At 64.3% G+C, this 19,169-nt stretch carries 17 protein-coding genes and 1 tRNA gene; 7 read left to right on the forward strand and 11 right to left on the reverse strand.

Annotation, left to right across the window (positions count from 1 at the left end; genetic code table 11):
* Positions 1-12 precede the first annotated feature (12 nt).
* From panC to E0473_RS08255, 7 genes are all read left to right on the forward strand, one after another.
* The gene (panC, locus tag E0473_RS08225) at positions 13-888 is read left to right on the forward strand and encodes a pantoate--beta-alanine ligase (protein ID WP_137680390.1); all 876 of its coding nucleotides are present in this window, start codon (positions 13-15) and stop codon (positions 886-888) included.
* Positions 885-1,262, forward strand: coding sequence for a nuclear transport factor 2 family protein (locus E0473_RS08230; protein WP_137680391.1), 378 nt, complete (start codon positions 885-887; stop codon positions 1,260-1,262). The genes panC and E0473_RS08230 overlap by 4 nt, the downstream gene beginning before the upstream one ends.
* Before the next feature lie 77 nt (positions 1,263-1,339).
* Positions 1,340-2,107: a polysaccharide deacetylase family protein gene (locus E0473_RS08235; protein WP_137680392.1), complete on the forward strand. Its 768-nt coding sequence runs from the start codon at positions 1,340-1,342 to the stop codon at positions 2,105-2,107.
* Between the two features lie 127 nt (positions 2,108-2,234).
* Positions 2,235-3,251: a hypothetical protein gene (locus tag E0473_RS08240; protein ID WP_241657403.1), complete on the forward strand. Its 1,017-nt coding sequence runs from the start codon at positions 2,235-2,237 to the stop codon at positions 3,249-3,251.
* Positions 3,235-3,753, forward strand: coding sequence for a DUF2141 domain-containing protein (locus tag E0473_RS08245; protein WP_137680393.1), 519 nt, complete (start codon positions 3,235-3,237; stop codon positions 3,751-3,753). Before E0473_RS08240 ends, E0473_RS08245 begins: the two co-directional genes overlap by 17 nt.
* Positions 3,754-3,758: 5 nt before the next feature.
* On the forward strand, positions 3,759-4,934 hold the full coding sequence (locus tag E0473_RS08250) for a glycosyltransferase (RefSeq protein WP_137680394.1): 1,176 nt from the start codon (positions 3,759-3,761) through the stop codon (positions 4,932-4,934).
* Positions 4,935-4,945: 11 nt separating this feature from the next.
* On the forward strand, positions 4,946-6,103 hold the full coding sequence (locus E0473_RS08255; RefSeq protein ID WP_161981548.1) for an LptF/LptG family permease: 1,158 nt from the start codon (positions 4,946-4,948) through the stop codon (positions 6,101-6,103).
* Positions 6,104-6,183: 80 nt separating this feature from the next.
* Here E0473_RS08255 and E0473_RS08260 read toward each other — a convergent pair whose 3' ends face one another.
* From E0473_RS08260 to pepN, 11 genes are all read right to left on the reverse strand, one after another.
* On the reverse strand, positions 6,184-7,260 hold the full coding sequence (locus tag E0473_RS08260; RefSeq protein ID WP_137680395.1) for a PepSY-associated TM helix domain-containing protein: 1,077 nt from the start codon (positions 7,258-7,260) through the stop codon (positions 6,184-6,186).
* Complete coding sequence (locus E0473_RS08265; RefSeq protein ID WP_137680396.1) at positions 7,260-9,392, reverse strand: TonB-dependent receptor; 2,133 nt, start codon at positions 9,390-9,392, stop codon at positions 7,260-7,262. Before E0473_RS08265 ends, E0473_RS08260 begins: the two co-directional genes overlap by 1 nt.
* A 161-nt stretch (positions 9,393-9,553) precedes the next feature.
* Positions 9,554-9,627, reverse strand: a tRNA-Gly gene (locus E0473_RS08270).
* Positions 9,628-9,667: 40 nt separating this feature from the next.
* Positions 9,668-10,303, reverse strand: a complete 636-nt coding sequence (locus E0473_RS08275; protein WP_137680397.1) for an OmpA family protein — start codon at positions 10,301-10,303, stop codon at positions 9,668-9,670.
* Positions 10,304-10,324: 21 nt separating this feature from the next.
* Complete coding sequence (locus E0473_RS08280) at positions 10,325-12,166, reverse strand: cation:proton antiporter (RefSeq protein WP_137680398.1); 1,842 nt, start codon at positions 12,164-12,166, stop codon at positions 10,325-10,327.
* Positions 12,167-12,265: 99 nt separating this feature from the next.
* Entirely contained in the window at positions 12,266-12,817 is a 552-nt protein-coding gene (locus tag E0473_RS08285) for an adenine phosphoribosyltransferase (RefSeq protein ID WP_137680399.1), read from the reverse strand.
* A 10-nt stretch (positions 12,818-12,827) separates the two neighbouring features.
* Positions 12,828-13,679 carry a cytochrome c1 gene (locus tag E0473_RS08290; protein WP_137680400.1) on the reverse strand — a complete coding sequence of 284 codons (852 nt, stop codon included), beginning with the start codon at positions 13,677-13,679 and terminating at the stop codon, positions 12,828-12,830.
* Positions 13,680-13,707: 28 nt separating this feature from the next.
* Positions 13,708-15,000, reverse strand: a complete 1,293-nt coding sequence (locus E0473_RS08295) for a cytochrome b (protein ID WP_137680401.1) — start codon at positions 14,998-15,000, stop codon at positions 13,708-13,710.
* 17 nt (positions 15,001-15,017) lie between these two features.
* Positions 15,018-15,596 (reverse strand): ubiquinol-cytochrome c reductase iron-sulfur subunit, encoded by a 579-nt coding sequence (gene petA, locus E0473_RS08300; protein ID WP_137680402.1) that lies wholly within the window; start codon positions 15,594-15,596, stop codon positions 15,018-15,020.
* A 219-nt stretch (positions 15,597-15,815) separates the two neighbouring features.
* On the reverse strand, positions 15,816-16,514 hold the full coding sequence (gene pgeF / locus E0473_RS08305; protein ID WP_137680403.1) for a peptidoglycan editing factor PgeF: 699 nt from the start codon (positions 16,512-16,514) through the stop codon (positions 15,816-15,818).
* On the reverse strand, positions 16,507-19,140 hold the full coding sequence (pepN, locus tag E0473_RS08310; protein WP_137680404.1) for an aminopeptidase N: 2,634 nt from the start codon (positions 19,138-19,140) through the stop codon (positions 16,507-16,509). The genes pgeF and pepN overlap by 8 nt, the downstream gene beginning before the upstream one ends.
* Between the last annotated feature and the right edge of the window lie 29 nt (positions 19,141-19,169).

A 19,169-nucleotide genomic window follows, 5' to 3' on the forward strand; every position in this document is an offset into this window, starting at 1 on the left:
AGGCCATGGATCATGCAAACCGTCAGCACACTGTTAGACCTTCGTTTGGCTGTGGATGACCTGCGCAAAAGTGGCACGATTGCCCTCGTGCCCACCATGGGCGCGCTGCACGAAGGGCATCTGACCCTGATGCGCGAGGCCCGCCAACGCGCAGATCATGTGGTCGCCTCGATCTTCGTCAACCCGACCCAGTTCGGCCCGAACGAGGATCTGGATGCCTATCCGCGCCGTCTGGCCGAGGATGCCGCCTTGCTGGAGGCAGAGGGCGTCGCGCTGCTGTGGGCACCCACGGTAGAGGCGATGTATCCGCAAGGCTTTGCCACTCGCGTTTCGGTGACTGGCGTGAGCGAGGGGCTGTGCGGGGCCAGCCGGCCCGGCCACTTCGACGGCGTGGCGACGGTGGTGTGCAAGCTGTTCAACCAGGTTCGCCCCGATCACGCGCTGTTCGGCGAGAAGGACTGGCAGCAGCTCGCCGTCATCCGCACCATGGCGCGCGACCTGGATCTCGCCATGCCCGAGGCGCGCAACATCCACGGCGTGCCCACCGTGCGCGAGGCCGACGGGCTCGCGATGAGCAGCCGCAACGCCTATCTCTCCCCTGCCGAGCGTGAGGCCGCCGTCACCCTGCCGCGCGCGATGCGTGCCGCCATCGAGGATATCGAAGCGGGCGACAACGTGGCGGGCGCGTTGATGCGGCTGCGCGCGGCGCTGGCCGAGGCGGGCTTCGGCCCTATCGACTATGTGACACTGGCCGACGCCGCAAGCCTTGTGCCCCTGGCAGAAACCCCGCAGGGTCCGGCCCGGCTGCTGGTAGCCGCACGGATCGGCGGCACGCGCCTCATCGACAATATGCCGGTGGAGCCAGCCGAAGGAGAGAGACAGCGATGACCGAGGCCGATTTCCTGCGCTACGTTGGCGCGTTCAACGGCAACGACTTCGACGGCTTCGGCCAGTTCTACGCCGAAAACGTGGTGTTCGAACTCGGTTCTATGAAGCGCATCGTCGGCCGCGAGGCGATCCTCGATTTCTACCGCGAGGTGGCCGCGCATATCGATGAGGAGGTGGTGCCGCTCGGCGTGATGGTGGGGCCGAAGAATGTCGCGATGTATTGCCGCACCACCTTCAACACCCGCGTCGACTGGCCCGACTTCGAAATCTGGCCCACGAAAGCTGGCGACACCCGCGTGGTCGAAACCATTGCCTGGTACGAGCATGACGGCGCGCGCTTCACCCATATTCGCGGCGGGCGGTTCAAACCGTGACGGATTGCAAATGGCTACCTATATGGTCGCGACCATGCGCTCGTTGCATCAATCCATGCGGCTGACGGGAACCCCCGGTGAAGGCTGAGCGCAAGCTATTGCTCGCCTCGATCCATGATGTCGGCCCGGGTTCGGAACGGCAGGTGGACCAGCTTGCCACGCTGATCGAGAAGCAGCTCGGCAGTGCGCGGTTCGCCATGCTGGTGGTGCCCGAGCACCACGGCGCACATCGTCTCACACAGGGCAGCGCCTTTGCCACCCGCCTGCGCGACTGGGCGGATAGCGGCGTCGAGATGTTCGTCCACGGCTGGTATCACCGCGACCAGTCGCAACACGAGGGCCTCGCAAGCTTCAAGGCCAAGCACATGACCGCGGGCGAAGGCGAGTTTCTCGGGCTGAGTCAGGCCGAAGCCGCACGCCGCATGCGCGACGGGCGCGCGCTGATCGAAGACATTATCGGACGAGGCGTGGCCGGGTTCATCGCCCCGGCATGGCTCTATGGCGAGGGTGCGCAGGCAGCTCTGGCCGAGTGCGGCTTTGCCATGGCCGAAGACCATATGCGCGTATGGCAGCCCGGATCGAATCGCCAACTGGCGCGCGGCCCAGTGATCACCTGGGCCAGCCGCTCGACCATGCGGACCGCCTCGTCATTGGCCTTTGCCGCGCTGGCCCGCGCCGCGCTTCATCCGCTGGACGTGGTGCGCGTGGCCGTCCACCCTGGTGACACCACCAAGAGCTCAATTCTCTCCAGCATCGAAGCCACGCTGGCCACCTTCGCCGCGCGCCGCCGCGCTGGCCGCTATGCTGAGTTGCTAGGCCGAGCGGCTGGCCCAGGCCGACTATGACAAATCGCATAGGCCAGTCACCCGGCGTTCATCTGCGCGCCCGCAAGGGCGCTGCTACTGAGGGGCCTCTTGCTTGCGGAAAAGCGCTCGCTGAGCTACAGGCCCGCGCCAGCTGGAGGGCCGCTGCATGACCGATCTGCGCAGCCCGTCCGAGGATCGGCCCGAACGGCAACGGCCCGAGAACGACCAACCGAACGAAGGCCAAGCAATGCCACAGCCGATCCTAGCTCCGGTGGGCGGAGACATGATTGCCCTGCAACCGCAGGATCAGAAGAAGTCGTTCAGCTGGACCAAGGCGATCAGCCTGCTGCTGTCGCTGCTGGTTATCGCCGCCTCGATCTATTCGCTGCGCGAGATCGATCCGCGCGCAATTCTCGGCATGCTGCCGGTCTCGCCTGCGTTCTGGCTACTGTTTGCCTTCGGCTTCATGGCGGGGCCGCTGTCAGAATATTTTATCTTCAAGCGGCTGTGGGGCGTGGGGCTTCCCGCGCTCGGCGCGCTCACGCGCAAGCTGATCTATAACGAGCTGCTGCTGGGCTACCTCGGCGAGGCCTGGTTCTATGCCTGGGCGCGCAAGAACAGCCAGATCACCACCGCCCCCTTCGGCGCGGTGAAGGACGTGGCCGTGCTATCAGCGATGTCGGGCAACCTGATGACGCTGGTGCTGATGGCCGTGGCCGCGCCGTTCCTCGGCATGCTCGACCTTGGCGCGCACACCGATGCGGTTGCCTGGTCGCTTGCCTTTGTGGTCGGCACTTCGCTGATTATCATGCTTTGGCGCAAGTCGCTGTTCTCGCTCACCCGCAGCGAGCTGAACATGGTGTTCTGGGTCCACATGGGCCGCATCGTGGTGACCACCTCGATTTCGGGCCTGCTGTGGGCCTTCGTGCTGCCCAATACGCCGATCGGCTACTGGCTGCTGCTGGCCGCGATCCGGCTGCTGATCAGCCGCCTGCCCTTCGTGCCCAACAAGGATATCGTTTTCGCCGGTGTCGCCGCGCTGACGGTCGGCCCGGAATTGCAGATCGACGAGCTGCTGGCGATGATGGCTGGACTCATCCTTGCAACGAACCTCATCGTCGGTTCAGGACTCGCGCTGTACGACTTGCTGAAAGGAGTGACACGCAATGACGCTATTGACTAGCCTCGCCATCCTGCCGTTGCTCGCGCAGGGCGCGCTGCAAACCGGCCCGGATCTGGGCAAGGCCGAGGGCCGCTGCCGCGCGAACGAGCAAGGCCCCGCGCTCATCGTTTCGGCGGTTGGGCTGAAGGACCGGACGGGCAATCTGAAGCTCGAAGTCTATCCCGCCAACGAGCAGGACTATCTGGCCGACGACAATGTTCTGCTTAATGCAGGCAAGACCTTCCGCCGGGTGGAGGTTCCCGTTCCCGCCGGAGCAACGCCGGAGCTGTGCATCCGCGTGCCCAGGCCGGGGCGCTATTCGGTGGTGCTGCTGCACGACCGCGATACCAACCACCGCTTCAACTGGCAGCGCGATGGCGTGGGCTTTGCCAGCAATCCGAGCCTCGGCATGAGCCAGCCGGAATGGCACCAGACCGTTGCCACAGCGGGCAGCGGGCGCACGCGCATTTCGATCACGCTCAACTATCTGCGCGGTCTGCGCGGTATGCAGCCGCTGGACTAGGCCCCATGCGGATCGTCGACGTTTGCGGCTTCTACACTCCGCATGGGGGCGGCATTCGCACCTATGTCGATCAGAAGCTGCAAATGGCAGAGCGGCTGGGCCACGACATCACCGTGCTGGCGCCGGGCGCCGAAGCGGGCACCCGTGAGATTTCCTCGCAGGCGCGCATCGTCACGCTCGAACAGCCGCCCTTCCCGCTCGACAAGAAGTACTTTTCCTTCGTCGACAAGGAGGTGGTGCATGAGGCTCTGGACGAGCTGAGCCCCGATTTCATCGAGGCCAGCTCGCCTTGGAAAAGCGCCGATTTCGTGGGCGAATACGCCCCGGCTATTCCGCGCGCGCTGGTCATGCATTCCGATCCGCTGGCCGCCCACGCCTATCGCTGGTTCGAAGGGATCGCCCAGCCTTCCTCGGTCGACAAGGCGTTCGACTGGTTCTGGCAGCGTCTGCGCCGCCACGGCCGCCGGTTCGATCTGGTGGTCTCGGCCAATTCGAGCCTCACCGAGCGGCTGGCCAAGGGCGATGTTGTCAACGGCCCCGGCCTTGCCACGGGCGCGACCGTGCCGATGGGGATAGAGCCGGACCGCTTTTCGCCCGAATTACGCTCCGAAGCGCTGCGCGCCGCGCTGCTCGCCACCTGCGATCTGGGCGAGGACGCCACGCTGCTCGTAAGTGCGGGCAGATTGGCAACCGAAAAACGTTATCCGATGCTGGTCGAGGCGGCTACCATTGCAGGGCACAGCCGCCCGATTGGGCTGGTGATCTTCGGCGAAGGGCGCAGCCACAAGAAGATCATGAAAGCGATCGACGGCAACCCGCACATCCGCCTGCTGCGGCCGATCAACGACCGCAAACATTTTGCCACCATCCTCGCCAGCGCCGACGCGTTGCTGCACGGCTGCGAGGCCGAAACCTTCGGCATGGCCGCGGCCGAGGCCTATGCCAGCGGCATCCCGGTGGTCGCGCCAGAAGGCGGCGGCGCGAGCGACTTCGTGCGCCATCACCCGCAATACGGCTTCCGACCGACCGACACCGCCGATGCGGTGCGCGCGATCCTGGCCCTGCCAGAAGGCAGCCGGCCCGAACTGCCGACGCCCGTGCCGCGCAGCATGGAAGTGCATTTCCGCGAACTGTTTGCGCTGTACGAGCAGCAGTCGCGGCGCGCATCCGTGGCAGCCTGAGCCCGGCTGCCGTGCGGCTGGGCCGACTTGATCGCTATCTGCTCGAACTGAGCATCGGCACGCTTGGCGGAGTGATCGCGGTGCTGATGTCGCTGATGGTGCTGGAGAACATCCCCCGCTTGGTCGAGGTTACGCGGCTATCGGGCGAAAGGGGCTATATCCTCGGCCAGACTGTCCTCGGCCTGCTGCCCGAATATGCCGGGATCGGCATGGTGGTGGGCCTCTATCTTGCGGTCGCCATGGCGATCCGCAAGCTTTCCACCCGCGGCGAGCTGGCGGTGATCGAGGCGACCGGCACCTCGCCCGCGCGCTGGATGCGGATGCCGCTGCTGTTGAGCGCGCTCGGGGCGCTGTTCGTCTTCGCCAATCAGGGCTGGCTGCTGCCTTCGGGCGAAAAACGGTTCGACGAGATTTATCAGAAGATGGAGCGCGGCGAGTTCGGCTATCGCCTCGCGAGCGGTGAGTTCACCGATCTCGGCTCGGGCTTTTCGCTCTATTTCGATAGCGTCGACAAGCACGAGGGGCTGCTGGCGGGCCTGATCTTCGTGGATGGCGAGAATGTCTACAACGCCGCCAGCGGCACGCTATCGCTGTCGCGCGAGGGCGAAGGCAAGGTCACGCTGATCGATGGCCAGACCATCGTCGGCGCCGATGGCGGAGTGCTGAACTTCAGCCAGTTGTCCTTCTATCTCAGCGGCGACGGCGTCAGCACCACTGCCCCGGTCGAAACGACAAACTACAAGAAGGTGCCGCTAGAGGAGCTGATGTTTGCCGAGGATGCCGGCGCGCGCGCGGTGGCCTATGGGCGGCTGCTGTGGGTGGCGCTGGCGCTGGCCAGCCCGGCGCTGGCCTATGCGCTGGCGCGCCCGCCGATGCGCTCGTCGAGCCCGATCGGGCTGATCGCGGGGCTGGCGTTGCTGGTCTCGTTCCTCAAGTCGATCAGCCTGGTGGAAACCGCCAGCGGCGGTAATCCGGCGCCGATGGCTCTGCTGGTTCTGGCCGGCTGGGCGCTGGTGGTGGCGCTGCTGCTGTGGTGGCAGCACCATGCGGGAACGGGCGCGCTCGATCAGGCGGTGCTGAAGATCGGCAAACGGGCCGCCAAACTGGTTCGGCGGTTTATTCCCAAGCACGAGCACCCCGCCCTGCCGACGAATCCCACCCCCGCCTGAGAGGCTTTCAGGTTCTGCGCGCCATGGAGACCGTATACGCGACCGCAACTGCCTGTAGCCATTCTGCCGCGTGGGAAAAGCTAGCTGGCCGCTCTTCTGGGCTGCACGACCCTTACCGATGGCGAGCTGACCTTGCCTCGCCAGAAGCTCCAGGTGGCAAGTGATCCGAGCACGGCGAGGGCAAAGCCCGCAAAGGTCATGACGAGCCGCCAGAGCAGTCCGCCAACCTTGGCCGCATGGATCGGGTAGTATTTCTCGGTAATGGCAGAGGCCATGTCGCGCCCTGACGGATCGTCCTTGGCGGCCACGGCCGCAGTGTCAGGCACAACCCAGACGTAGCTGCGCCCGTTCGGCGTCCATTCGAAGCCTTGACGGAAGCGGATCGCAATTGGTTCTCCGGGCGCGGCGGGCATCATCAACCGCCGCGCCGCCGCCTCTGGATAGGCCGCCTGGGCATTGGCCATCACGCGCGCCCAATCGGTCGTCTCGGCCACGGGAGCAAGATCGCTCGGCAAGTCAGGCTTCGCGCGCTCCCCCGAAACAGGGGCCAAGAGAAACGAGGAGATCTCCGGAAAGACGATCAGTGTCCCAGTAGCAGCCGCGACGAGAAGCAGCGGCGAAGCGACCACGCCAAGGTCGCGATGGTGGCGGATAATCGCGCTCGCCGTGTAGCGCGCGGGCCAGAGGCGAAAGCGGAAGGTCTTCCTGGTGCGCCACCACAGGATCAGGCCGGTAATGGTGAAGACCAGCATTACGATGCCCAGAATGCCCGTGATGGTCTTCCCATTGTCGCCCAGCAGCAGATAGTGATGGAGGTCGAACAGCCACAGTTCGGGCCGCTCCCACATGCCCGACCAGCGCTCCACCACGGTCCCGTCCTGCGTGATATAGGCCCCGCTGCCATCGGAATAGACAGCCTGATGCAGCCCTATATCCTCGCCCGCGAAGGTGATGCGCGACAGGCCGGGCGCCGCCTGCATCGCCACTTCGACTGCCGCGCCCAGATCGGCCGGGCTGCTGATCGGAGCATCATCCGCGCCCTCGAGCAGGATCCAGCTATCCTCCCACAACAACGCGGTGCCGGACAGGCCGATCACAGCCAGCAACAGGCCGACGATGCCGCCTGTCCAGCGGTGCAGGAGCGAGAGCGCCTTCATCAGAATTCGCTGCGCAAGCTCACGGTGAAGGTACGGCCGCGTCCCGAGAAGAAGCGGTTGTTGTCGGTCACCCGCACCGTGTCGCTATCATAGCTGATGTAGAACTTGTCGGTCAGATTCTGGGCCGCGAGCGAAATCTCGCCGAAATCGGCGCGATAGGAAAGAAACGCGTCAAGCAGGGTATAGCCTTCGAAATCGGTATCTGTTGCCGCATCGTTGAATTCCCGCTCCAGATACATGCGCGCCTGCGCCCGCGCGCTGAACCGGCCCGAGCTGTAGTCCGCCGCGAGGTTGACGCGGTCGGGCGAGATGTTCGCACCGTCGAGGTCGTCGTCGATCTGTCCGTCTTCGTCGGCATCGGTCTTGCCCTCAAGCGCGGCATATCCGCCGCTGAGCGACAGGCCGGGAACGGGCGTCTGCCAGGCGAGGCTCGCTTCGAAGCCTTCGATCTCGATCGGCTGGCGCATCACTTCGAACACGTCATTGCGCAACACCAGCAGCGATCCCAAGTCGCTCGACGACCAGAAATAGCTGGCCGAGGCCGTTACCCCGCCGCGATTCCATTCGAGGCCGAGTTCGCGGTTGTTGGAGATCACAGGTTCCAGCGACAGGTAATCGTCAACATCGACGCCTGGCTGCGTGATCCCGCGCAGGATGCGGCCCACATCGGCGATGGTGAAACCCTCGGCATAGCTGCCATAGGCCCGCAGCCCGTCGATCGGCTCGACGACAACGCCGCCGTTCAGCAGCAAGTTTTCGAACGAGGGAGAGCCGCCCGCGACATTCACCGCGCCATAGCTGGCCAGCGTCGTGAAATCGTCCACCTTGAGCTGGACGTTCTCATAGCGCAGACCGCCGGCCAGACGCACCAGCCCGCCAGCCAGCGCAAGGTTGCCCTGCACGAAGGGGGCGAGGCTGCGGAAGTCGCTCTCGGGCACCCACACCCGGCCGGTTTGCGCCAGCGTCTGTGCGGTGCGGTCGAACAGCGCGTCGAAGCCGGCGGTCAGCACCAGGTCTTCGAGGCCCGGCATCTCGCGCTCGTAGCTGACCTTGCCGCCCAGCTTGCGTGAGCGGTTGGCCGATTGGTCGAACAGGGTGCCAGTGGGATCGATGGCCGGATCCTGGAAGGTGCCGTAGACACCGCCGCCGTACACATCGCTGGTCCGGCTGTAGAAGCCCTGAAGGGCGAAGGTGCCGGCGCCAAAATCCGGATCGGTCAGCGAGAAAGACAGCAGCTCGGCGGTGTTCGAGGGCGGATCGCCCGGGGTTGTGCCGCGCTCGCTGGTGGAAGGAGCGCCGGTCGCGCGGTCGCCCGCGACCTGTACGTAGTTGGCATTTCCCTTCAGCTCGAAACGGTTTGCCACGACTTCGAGGCGCGCCCCGCTAGCCAGATCGTAGCCGAAGCGGCCGAATGCCGACCAGCTGTCGCTGTCCTGAATTTCGCCCTGCGTGCCATCTACGCCGACCCGGTTGCCTTTGCCGTCGAAGAAGGCGCCGCGCTTTTCGAACGTCCCGCCGACTGTCGCATCGAAGGCTCCATCGCGATAGCCCGCCATCGCGCCCGCCTTGGCGCCGATGCCTTCGCCTTCGAAACCATCCGGAAAGCTAAGCTGGAACAGGGTGCGCATGGAAAGGCCGTCCCGCTGCGGAGCGCCCACCGTCACCTGATTGAGCACGCCGCCCGTGGCCCCGATCCCCTGCAATGCGTTGGAGCCGTAAATCACCTCCACGCGGTCGATGAAGAACGGGTCGATGGTGTAGCCGTCACGCGAGCCATCGCGCACTGGTGTCGTCTGCGGAATGCCGTTGATCGCATAGAGCGGCGCGCGGCCGCGCAGACTTTCGCCCGCGCCAGAAAGCTTCTCGCGGGTGGGCGAGAACGAGGGCAACAAGGCCGAAACAGCATCGACCGTGGACCCCGAGATAAGAACCTGCCGGTCGAGCGCGGCACTATCGATCACGTCTACCGTGAGCGGCAGTGCGCTGGCGGGCAACTGCGTGCGCGCGGCGGTTACGACGATAGCGGTATCGCTGGTCTCTTCAGGAGATGCACTTGCCGAAGCGTCCACGCTCTGCGCGAAGGCCGGCGAAAGCGGTGCCAGCGCAAGCGCGCCGACGAGATAGCGGTACATGAGGCAACTCCCTGAAGATTTGCCGCCGCTTAACTTTTATAAGATTAATTCGCAATAGCATTGGCCGCAAAGAGTGCGGGCATTATCGGTGAATCTGCCAACCGGTTGGACCGGCAAAAACGAAGCCACGCGAAGAGGGGTCCAAATATGAGGGAAGGGGCTGGAGCGGGTAGCGGGAATCGAACCCGCATAGCCAGCTTGGAAGGCTGGAGCTTTACCACTAAGCTATACCCGCTCAGGCCAGAAATGCGCTTGCCACCAGCACGTGGCCCTCGTCAAGGTTCCTTAGTAGTATCACCCTCGTTCGCGGTCGTCTGCGACTTATCGACAGGCGCTGCAACCGTGAGCTCCACACGGCGGTTGCGGCGGCGGGCAACTTCGTCGGGCGTACCGTCCGGCTTGGCATTGGGAACCAGGGGGTTCTGCTCGCCAAATGCGATGACCTTGATTCGCTCGTTCGCGATCCCGCGCTCGATTAACCAGGCCGCGACGTTTTCGGCGCGCGAACGCGATGCACGTAGATTGGCCTGATCGTTGCCGACGCTGTCGGTATGCCCGGCAAGAACGATCGGCCAGCCCGCGCGAACGGCATCGCTTTGCAGCACAAGTTCGAGCAGCTCCTCGGCATCCGGTGAGATGTCGGTGCCGTCGGGGAAAGGCAGCACCACATCGAGCGGCTCGGGCGGCTCGGGCGTGGGCGTGGCCGTTTCGACGATCTCCTCGCGAATGATCGAAGCCCCGCCCGCGCTCGGCACTTCTGATGGCGTGTCGATCGGGTTCGTGGTGTCTGTCGGCGTCGGCTCTGCTTCTTCGGGCGCGTCACGGCGAACCTCGCAGGCACCCAGCGCCGAGGCCAGAAGCGCGGCTGTGACAACGCGGGCGGCGGGGGCGGGCTTGATCGGTCGGGTCATGGCTGCATCCTTGGCTGGGCCTCAGGCAGGGGTCGGCTTGCGCGAGGACTTGCGACGCGCCTCAGCGTCGGCAACCTGGTCGCGCGGAGGCGAGAACGAGACGACGATATCACCCGGGGCAGGCTCGGGCGTGCGGGCGTGGGTGAAAAACAGCAGTTCGCCATCGGGACGTAACAACATCAGAATATTCGCGGAATCGGGAAGATTGTCGCGCGCATCATCGATGTCGTACTGTTCGGATAGCTTGGTGCGGCGGAACACCCAGCCCTCCAGCTGGCGCTGATGCACGTCCTCGACCGAATAGCCCGAGGCGAACAGCGAGCGGCCCCGCAAAGAAGAGGGCAAGGTGTACTTCTCGTCATCCGCGCCGTCGCCGAGCTGGTAGACCTTGTCAGTGCCGATTTCGGGCGCGAATTCGGAACACACGAGAGCGTTGTATGCCTCGTTGTCGGTCGCCGCGACGAGCACCTGGAACGGGGTGAGATCGAGATTGTGCTCGGTCGCCTCATTCAGAATTTCGCCGTTGTAGGTGTCGAGCCCCGCAGCACGCGCGGGCTTGAGGCGGGTCCAGCTCGAATCGACCACGAGCACCGGCGTTTTCAGCTCGTGCATCATCTTGCCCAGCGCAATCGTCCACTGCGTCGCACCGACAATCAGCAGCCCCGGCCTTTCCGCACCCTTCACCTTGAGCAGGCGAGCAACGAGGTTCAGGGTGAAGCCCGAGGTGACGATAGTGGCCACCACCACACCGAAACTCAGCCCGATGAGGATCGACCCATCCTCGAAGCCGAGCTCGCCGAGACGCAGCGCAAACAGACCCGAGATTGCCACCAGCACGATACCGCGCGGCGCAATCCAGGCCAGAAACAGGCGTTCGTTCCAAGGCACGTCGCTGAACAGCAGGCTGATGAGAACGGTTGCCGGGCGCACCAGCAGTAGCAGCGCGAGCAGGAACAGCCCGGAGCGCCAGTCGAAGAACCTCAGGTCGGAAAACTCGAGACCTGCCGAAAGCAGGATGAAGATACCCGACACCAGCAGCACCGCAACGTTCTGCTTGAACGGATGTATCGAGCGCAGGCTGGAAACCTGCATATTGGCAAGTGCCACGCCCATCACCGTCACCGCAACGAGGCCGGCTTCGTGTTCGATCAAATTGCTGATGACGAAGGTGCCGATCACGACCACGAGCAGCACGGGCACCTTGAGGAATTCGGGCACATATCCGCGCGGGAAGCTCCAGGCGATCAGCCAGGCAGCGGCATAGCCAAGCGCGCCGGCCAGCAGGCCTGCGAAGACGATCTGAGGGATCACCTCGACCGCAAGGCCGCCGTCGGCCTGCGAGATGCGCAAGTATTCGTAAGCGAGGACGGCGCATAACGCGCCGATGGGATCGTTGACGATGGCTTCCCACTTGAGAAGCGTTGCGGGCCGCTGCTTGATGGCGGATTGGCGCAGCAGCGGCATGACCACGGTAGGCCCTGTCACCACGAGGATGCCTGCGAACAGGATCGCCACCGGCCAGACAAGGCCAGCCACATAGTAGCAGGCCAGCGCCCCGAACAACCACCCTAGCGGTACGCCAAGAAAGATCATCCGCCCGATCCCGCTGCCGCTCTGGCGCAGCTCGCGGAAATCGAGGCTCAGGCCGCCTTCGAAAAGGATCAGCGCGACGCCGATCGAGATCATCGGATCAAGCAGCTCGCCGAAGGCATGTTCGGGATCGATGATGCCCAGTGCCGGGCCGACCAGGAAACCAGCCACCAGCATCAGCACGATCGCAGGCCAGCCCGTTCGCCAGGCGACCCACTGCGCTCCGATTCCGAGCACGCCAATCAGCGCGATTACAATTGCCTGCTCTTCCATGGGCCCCCTTGTTGGTGCCGCCGCGACCCTGCGCAACTGGCCTTTAGCCAATCCCATAGCACGCGGAAGGTTCCGGTGCGCCCCCAAGCAAGCGTGTGGCTAATGCCCCTCGAAAGCCATGACCGCCCGTCCCTCGATACCCTCTGCGCGCAAGGCTGCCATGCCGCCAAGATCGGGCAAATCGACCACGAACACGGCATGGTTGCAATGCGCGCCCGCACGGCGCAGGAGCCTCGCTCCGGCCAGAGCGGTGCCGCCGGTTGCAAGCAAATCGTCAATCAGCAAGACCGACTGGCCCTCGCGAATGATCGTGGGATCCAGCTCGATCCGCGCCTCGCCATATTCGAGCGCGTAATCTTCGCCAATGGTGGGCACGGGTAGCTTGCCGGCCTTGCGCAACGGCACGAAACCGGTGCCGAGCCGATGGGCAAGAGCCGCGCCGAAGATGAAGCCGCGTGCCTCGATCCCGGCCACCGCATCAACGGCAAGACCGGAGGCGAGATCGGCCAACGCGTCGATGGCGCCGGCCAGGCCAGCGCCATCGGACATCAGCGTGGTGACATCCCGAAACAGGATTCCGCTCGCCGGGAAATCCGGCACTGCGCGGACGAGCGCTTTCAGATCACTCGCCTGTGGCAGGGCGGGAGCCATTCCCGCCCGCTCAGTCCTCGCGGCGGGGCTTGGCGTTTGCCCAGACCGACTTCTTGGCGAACCAGGCCAGGATCGTCGCGAACAGCAGGAAGCCGAGCACCGGCCAGCCGGTCTGCTTGCGCTTCACCAGCTTGGGCTCTGCCGTCCAGGTAAGGAAGGCGGCCACATCCTGCGACATCTGGTCGACCGTGGCGGCGGTGCCATCGTCGAACGTGACCTGGCCGTCGGTGGTCAGCGGCGGAGCCATCGCAAGGTTGAGGTTCGCGAAGTACGGGTTGTGGTGCAGGCCCGGGCCCGGCAGCGCTTCGGGGAAGCGTTCGGCCAGCTCGGTCGAAGGCTCCTGATAGCCGGTCAGCAGCGAGTAAACGTAGTGCGAACCTTCGTGGCGCGCCTTCGTCATCAGCGAGAGATCCGGCGGGATCGCATTGTTGTTCGCAGCAGCCGCAGCCACCGAGTTCGGATAAGGCGACGGGAACGAATCGGTCGGCAGGCCCGGGCGCGTGGTCGCCTCACCGGTGTTCGGATCGATCCCCGGAACACGCCAGGCGGCAGCCTCAGCCTTCACCTGAGCTTCGCTGTAGCCGAGATCGGCCAGGTTGCGGAACGCCACCTGCTTCAGCGAGTGACAGGCCGAGCACACTTCCTTGTAGACCTTGTAGCCGCGCTGAAGCTGGGCAATGTCCCAGTGGCCAACGGGGCCTTCGAACGAGAAGTGAACGTCTTCCTTCGGTGAGAGATGGAAGGCGTGTTCGGCGGTTTCGGCCGCAGGTTCTGTCGCGGCGGTATAGGCGCCGACGAGGAAGGTGAGCAGCACCACGAAGGTGAAGCCCAAGCCGACCAGAATTCCAACAAGGCGGATCATCGTTTCGTCTTTCCTCTGTGGCCTGCGATCAAACCGCGGGCTCGGCGTTTTCGCCCAGCACTGCCTTCTTGTCCGAGCCGAGAACGGCCTCGGTGATCGAGAACGGCAGCGGCTCGGGCCGTTCGATCGAGGAGATGATCGGCAGGATCACCAGGAAGTGCAGGAAGTAGTACGCGGTCGCGATCTGCGAGATCATCACGAAGGGCTCTTCGGCCGGGGCGCCGCCGCAGTAGAACAGCACGGCCATGCAGGGGATCAGGCCGAACCAGAAGAACTTGCGGAACATCGGGCGATAGTGGCCCGAGCGAACCGGGCTCTTGTCGAGCCAGGGCAGGAAGAACCACACCAGGATCGCCGAGAACATGGCGAGCACGCCCCACAGCTTGGCCGGGATGATGAAGTCGAAGGTGAAGGCGCGCAGGATCGCGTAGAACGGGTAGAAATACCATTCGGGAACGATGTGCGCCGGGGTCGAGAGCGGGTTCGCTTCGATGTAGTTGTCCGGGTGGCCCAGCATGTTCGGGAAGAAGAACACGAAGGCGAAGTAGATCAGCAGGAATACGCCCAGCCCGAAGCCATCCTTCGCGGTGTAATACGGGTGGAACGGCAGGGTGTCGCTTTCCTGCTTCACTTCCACGCCGGTCGGGTTCGACGAACCGGGGATGTGCAGCGCCCAGATGTGCAGGATCACAACACCCAGGATCACGAAGGGCAGCATGAAGTGCAGCGAGAAGAAGCGGTTCAGCGCGGCGTTATCGGGCGCAAATCCGCCCAGCAGCCAGATCTGGATCGGCTCACCTACCAGCGGAATGGCGGAGAACAGACCGGTGATCACTTTGGCACCCCAGAAGCTCATCTGCCCCCAGGGAAGCACGTAGCCCATGAAGGCGGTCGCCATGGTGAGTAGGAAGATCACCACGCCGAGCAACCAGATCATCTCGCGCGGGGCTTTGTACGAGCTGTAAAAGAAGCCGCGGAAGATGTGGATGTAGATCACGAGGAAGAAGAAGCTTGCCCCGTTGGCGTGCATGTAGCGCAGCATCCAGCCCCAGTTCACGTCGCGCATGATGTGCTCGACCGAATTGAAGGCGATGCCCGAGTTGGCAGCATAATGCATCGCCAGCACCACGCCGGTGACGATTTGCAGCACAAGGCAGAAGCCGGCAAGGATGCCGAAATTCCAGAAATAGGAGAGGTTGCGCGGCACGGGATAGCCAGCGCCGACCGCATTGTAGACGAGCCGCGGCAAGGGCAGCTTTTCGTCCATGAACTTCATCACCGGATTTACCGGCTCGTAATTCTTGGCCCAGGGGAAACTCATGGTCAGTCTCTCTTGCCTCAGCCGATCACGATGGTCGTGTCGGTGGTGAACTCATAGGTCGGCACCTGAAGGTTCTTCGGTGCAGGGCCTTTGCGAATGCGCGCGGCGGTGTCGTAGTGCGAGCCGTGGCAGGGGCAGAAATAGCCGCCGAACTCGCCCTTGTTCTCGCCTTCGGCAGCGCCCAGCGGCACACAGCCGAGGTGGGTGCAAACGCCCATGACAACGAGAATGTTATGATGGCCGTCCTCGGTGCGCTCCTGCAGGGTCTGCGGATCGCGCAGGCTGCCCACGTCGACAGCATCAGCCGCTTCGATCTCGGCAGGCGTCAGGTGGCGGACAAAAACTGGCTGCTTGCGGAAAACGGCCTTGATCGACTGGCCTTCCTCAAGCGAGGAGATGTCCAGCTCGGTCGAGCTTTCGGCCAGAACGTCGGCGCTGGGCGCCATTTGCGAGATCAGCGGAACAAGGCAGACGAGACCGCCTACGCCGGCCGCCGAAACTGCGGCAATCTCGATGAAATCGCGGCGACGAACGCCGTCTTCGCTTGCGACCCCAATTGCTTCTGAGTGCGCGTCTGCGGTGCCAGTGCTAGCCATTACCCTGCCTTGCCTGCCGGTCCGCCCCACCAGCCTTGTGCCGAGCTTGCGAACCGAAACATAACCCTGAAGCCGCACGCGACCAGATGTGCCCCGGATGCGACTTGGCGCGGCTGATAGACCAGCAAGGCGCGCCTGCCAAGCCGCGATTTGGACCAAATTTGGCCTCCAAAGCCGCAGAATTGCGAGGCTTTCGCAATAAGCCGCTTTTGCCGGGGCTCAGGCCGGGCAGGCGATCAGCGAGAACTGCCGTCCATAGGTCGGTTCGTCGCGATGGGTAGCGCGGCGGAACGAGTGAAAAAGCGAGTCCTCGACATAAGTATCGCGTGCGAGATCCTCGATCCGCCCCACGCCAGCCGACTCCAGTCGTCTGCGCACATAGGCGGGCAGATCGAACTGGTAGTGAGCGGGCGCGCCCGGCGTAAACAGCGCCGCATTGGCCGCATCATCCTCCACCAGACGATCGCGAAAGGCCTGATCGACTTCGTAGCTTGGTTGCGCAATGGTCGGCCCGATCGCGGCAACGATACCGTCGCGAGTCGCGCCAGCATCGATCATAGCCACGATAACGGCCTCGATCACGCCGCCGAAAGCACCGCGCCAGCCGGCATGGGCAGCGCCCACCACACCGGCGGACATATCTGCGAGCAGCACCGGGGCGCAATCGGCGGTCACCACCGCCAGCACCAGGCCGGGCCGGTCGGTCACCAGCGCATCCGCCTCGGGCAGAGCATCTTCGGCAAATGGAGCCTCAACGAAGATCGCGCGCTGCGAATGGACCTGCTTCACGCGCACCAGCTTTGCGCCCGCCGCGATCCGGGCCGTGTCGGGCTCGCCATCGTGGCCAATCCCGGTAAGGAATCCGTGCGGCACGCCCGCCAGCGCATTGGCGCGCAAGATTGCGCGCGGATCAGCCAAGGCTGCGCGCTACCTGCTCCTGCGTATCGCGCGAGAGCTTGTCGGCCGCCGCGATACGCTCCAGCTGAGCACGCATCAGCTCGGCGCGGCCCGGCTCGATCCGGCGCCAGCGACCCAGCGGCGGCACGAAGCGCGCCGCGGTTTGCGGATTGATCGGGTCCAGCGCCAGAATCAGGTCGGCAATTATGGCATAGCCCGAACCATCAGCGGCATGGAACGCCTGCGGGTTCACCGCCATGGCCATATAGAGCGAGCGTGCCCGATTGGGGTTCGACAGGGTGAAATCCGGATGCTCGGCCAAGGCCCGCACATGTTCGAGCACCTTGGGATGAAGTGAACCGGCCTGCAGCGCGAACCACTTGTCTATCACCAGCGCATTGCCCTGATAGCGATTGTAGAAATCGAGCAGCTTGTGCGTGCGTTCGGGGCTGTCGAGACCGGCCAGCACCATCAGCGCGCCTTGCCGGTCGGTCATGTTGTCGGCTGCGTCATATTGCTGCGCGGCAAGCTTGGCCGCCTTGGCCGGATCGCTCGCAGCCATATAGGCGAGCGCCTGTGTCTTGACTTTGCGAGCGCCGCTGGCCTCGGCATCGAGCGTGAAGGGCACCTTGGCGGCGCGCTCGTAAAGCGCGGCAAGGTCGTCTGCCAGCTCTGCGCCGAGATAGGCGCGCAGGGCCTGCCGTTCGGCATGAATCGCGCCCGGATCGGCCACGGTCATCTGCTCGGCCAGATAGCCTTCGCCCGGCAAGACCAGCAGCTCGCCCCGCATCAGGTCGTCAAGTGCATCATCGCGCAGCACCGCGCGCAGAGCCCCGGCGATATCGGCACGGCCCTCCGCGCGCTGGGCCTCGTCAAGCTTGCCACCAAGCGCGTCGACCAAATGGCCGACGATAAGATCCTGCATCGCCTCATAGCGGGCGAAGGGATCGTCGTCGTGAGCGGCAAGGAACACCAATTCATCGCGCGCGACTTCGCGTTCGATCGAGACCGGCGCGGAAAAGCCGCGATTGATCGACAGCGCCGGGCGCGCAGCGAAGCCATCGAAAGTGAAGCGCGCCTCTTCCTTGTCGAGCACCAGCAGCTGCTCTTCGCCGCGCTCGCCCGTCGCGCGGTCGAACAACGCCACCTTGAGCGGGATCGGCATCGGCTGTTTGTCGGGCTGGCCCGGCGTGGGCGGAACGATCTGCGACAGCTCGAGCGTTGCCGTATCGCCCTCGAAAGTGAACTGCGCCCGCACTTTTGGGGTGCCTGCCTGCGAATACCAGAGGCGGAATTGCTTGAGGTCGAGCTCCGCGCCATCCTCCATCGCCCGGACAAAGTCCTCGCAAGTGGCCGCTTCGCCATCGTGGCGATCGAAATAGAGGTCGCTGCCTTTCCGGAATGCTTCTTCGCCCGCCATGGTCCGCATCATGCGGATCACTTCGGCACCCTTGTTATAGACGGTCGCGGTGTAGAAGTTGGAGATCTCGCGATAGGAATCGGGCCGGATCGGGTGCGCCAGCGGTCCGGAATCCTCCGGGAACTGCGCCGCGCGCAGCACCCGCACATCCTCGATCCGCTTCACTGCTTCGGAGCCCATATGCTGGCTGAATAGCTGATCGCGAAGGACGGTGAAGCCTTCCTTCAGCGAAAGCTGGAACCAATCACGGCAGGTCACGCGGTTGCCCGACCAATTGTGGAAGTATTCGTGCGCGATCACGCCCGCCACCGCGTCGAAATCGGCGTCGGTCGCGGTTTCGGTGTCGGCCAGAACGTACTTCGTGTTGAAGACGTTGAGCCCCTTGTTCTCCATCGCCCCCATGTTGAAATCGCTGACCGCGACGATATTGAACACGTCGAGATCGTATTCGCGGCCGAACGTTTCCTCGTCCCAGGTCATCGAGGCCTTGAGCGAATCCATCGCGTGGCCCGTGCGCGGCAGGTCGCCCTCGCGCACGTAGATATTAAGCGCGACCTCACGCCCGCTCATCGTTGTAAAGCTGCTCGAATTGGCGACCAGATCACCCGCCACCAGCGCAAACAGGTAGCTCGGCTTGGGCCAAGGGTCGTGCCATTCGGCCCAGTGGGTGCCGTTCTCCCCCTCGCCGCTCGCCTCCGGGTTGCCGTTCGAAAGCAGCACCGGGAAGGTCTTCTTGTCGCCGCTCATCCGCACGCGATAGGTCGAGAGCACGTCGGGCCGGTCGGGGAAGAAGGTGATGCGGCGAAAACCCTCGGCTTCGCATTGGGTGCAGAGCATTCCCGAGGAGGCATAGAGCCCCATCAGCTTGGTGTTCTTCGCCGGCTCCACTTGGGTAACCACTTCCAGCTCGTGCGCGTCACCGCTGAGCGGAACGATCAGGTCGTCGCCGTCGCGGTGCCAGCCGTTGATCGCCTCGCCATCCAGCTTCACGCTGATCGGCTCCAGCTCGTCGCCGTTGAGGCGAATCGCATCGGCTCGCGGCGCCTTCGCGTTGCGCGTCAGCGTAAGGCGCGCGGTCACCCGCGTCGATTCGAGACCCAGATCGAAGTCCAGCGCCACTTGCGGAACTTGCCAGCCGAAGGGCTGATAGTCCTCCCGGCGGATCGCTACGGGATCATGGGGTTCGGGAGCGGCGTCAGCCATGTCGGGGGTGCGGGCTATATCCATGGGGATGATCTAGGCACTTTCGCTGCGAG

This window comes from Aurantiacibacter suaedae (assembly GCF_005434915.1).
In the GTDB taxonomy this organism is placed as follows: domain Bacteria; phylum Pseudomonadota; class Alphaproteobacteria; order Sphingomonadales; family Sphingomonadaceae; genus Alteraurantiacibacter; species Alteraurantiacibacter suaedae.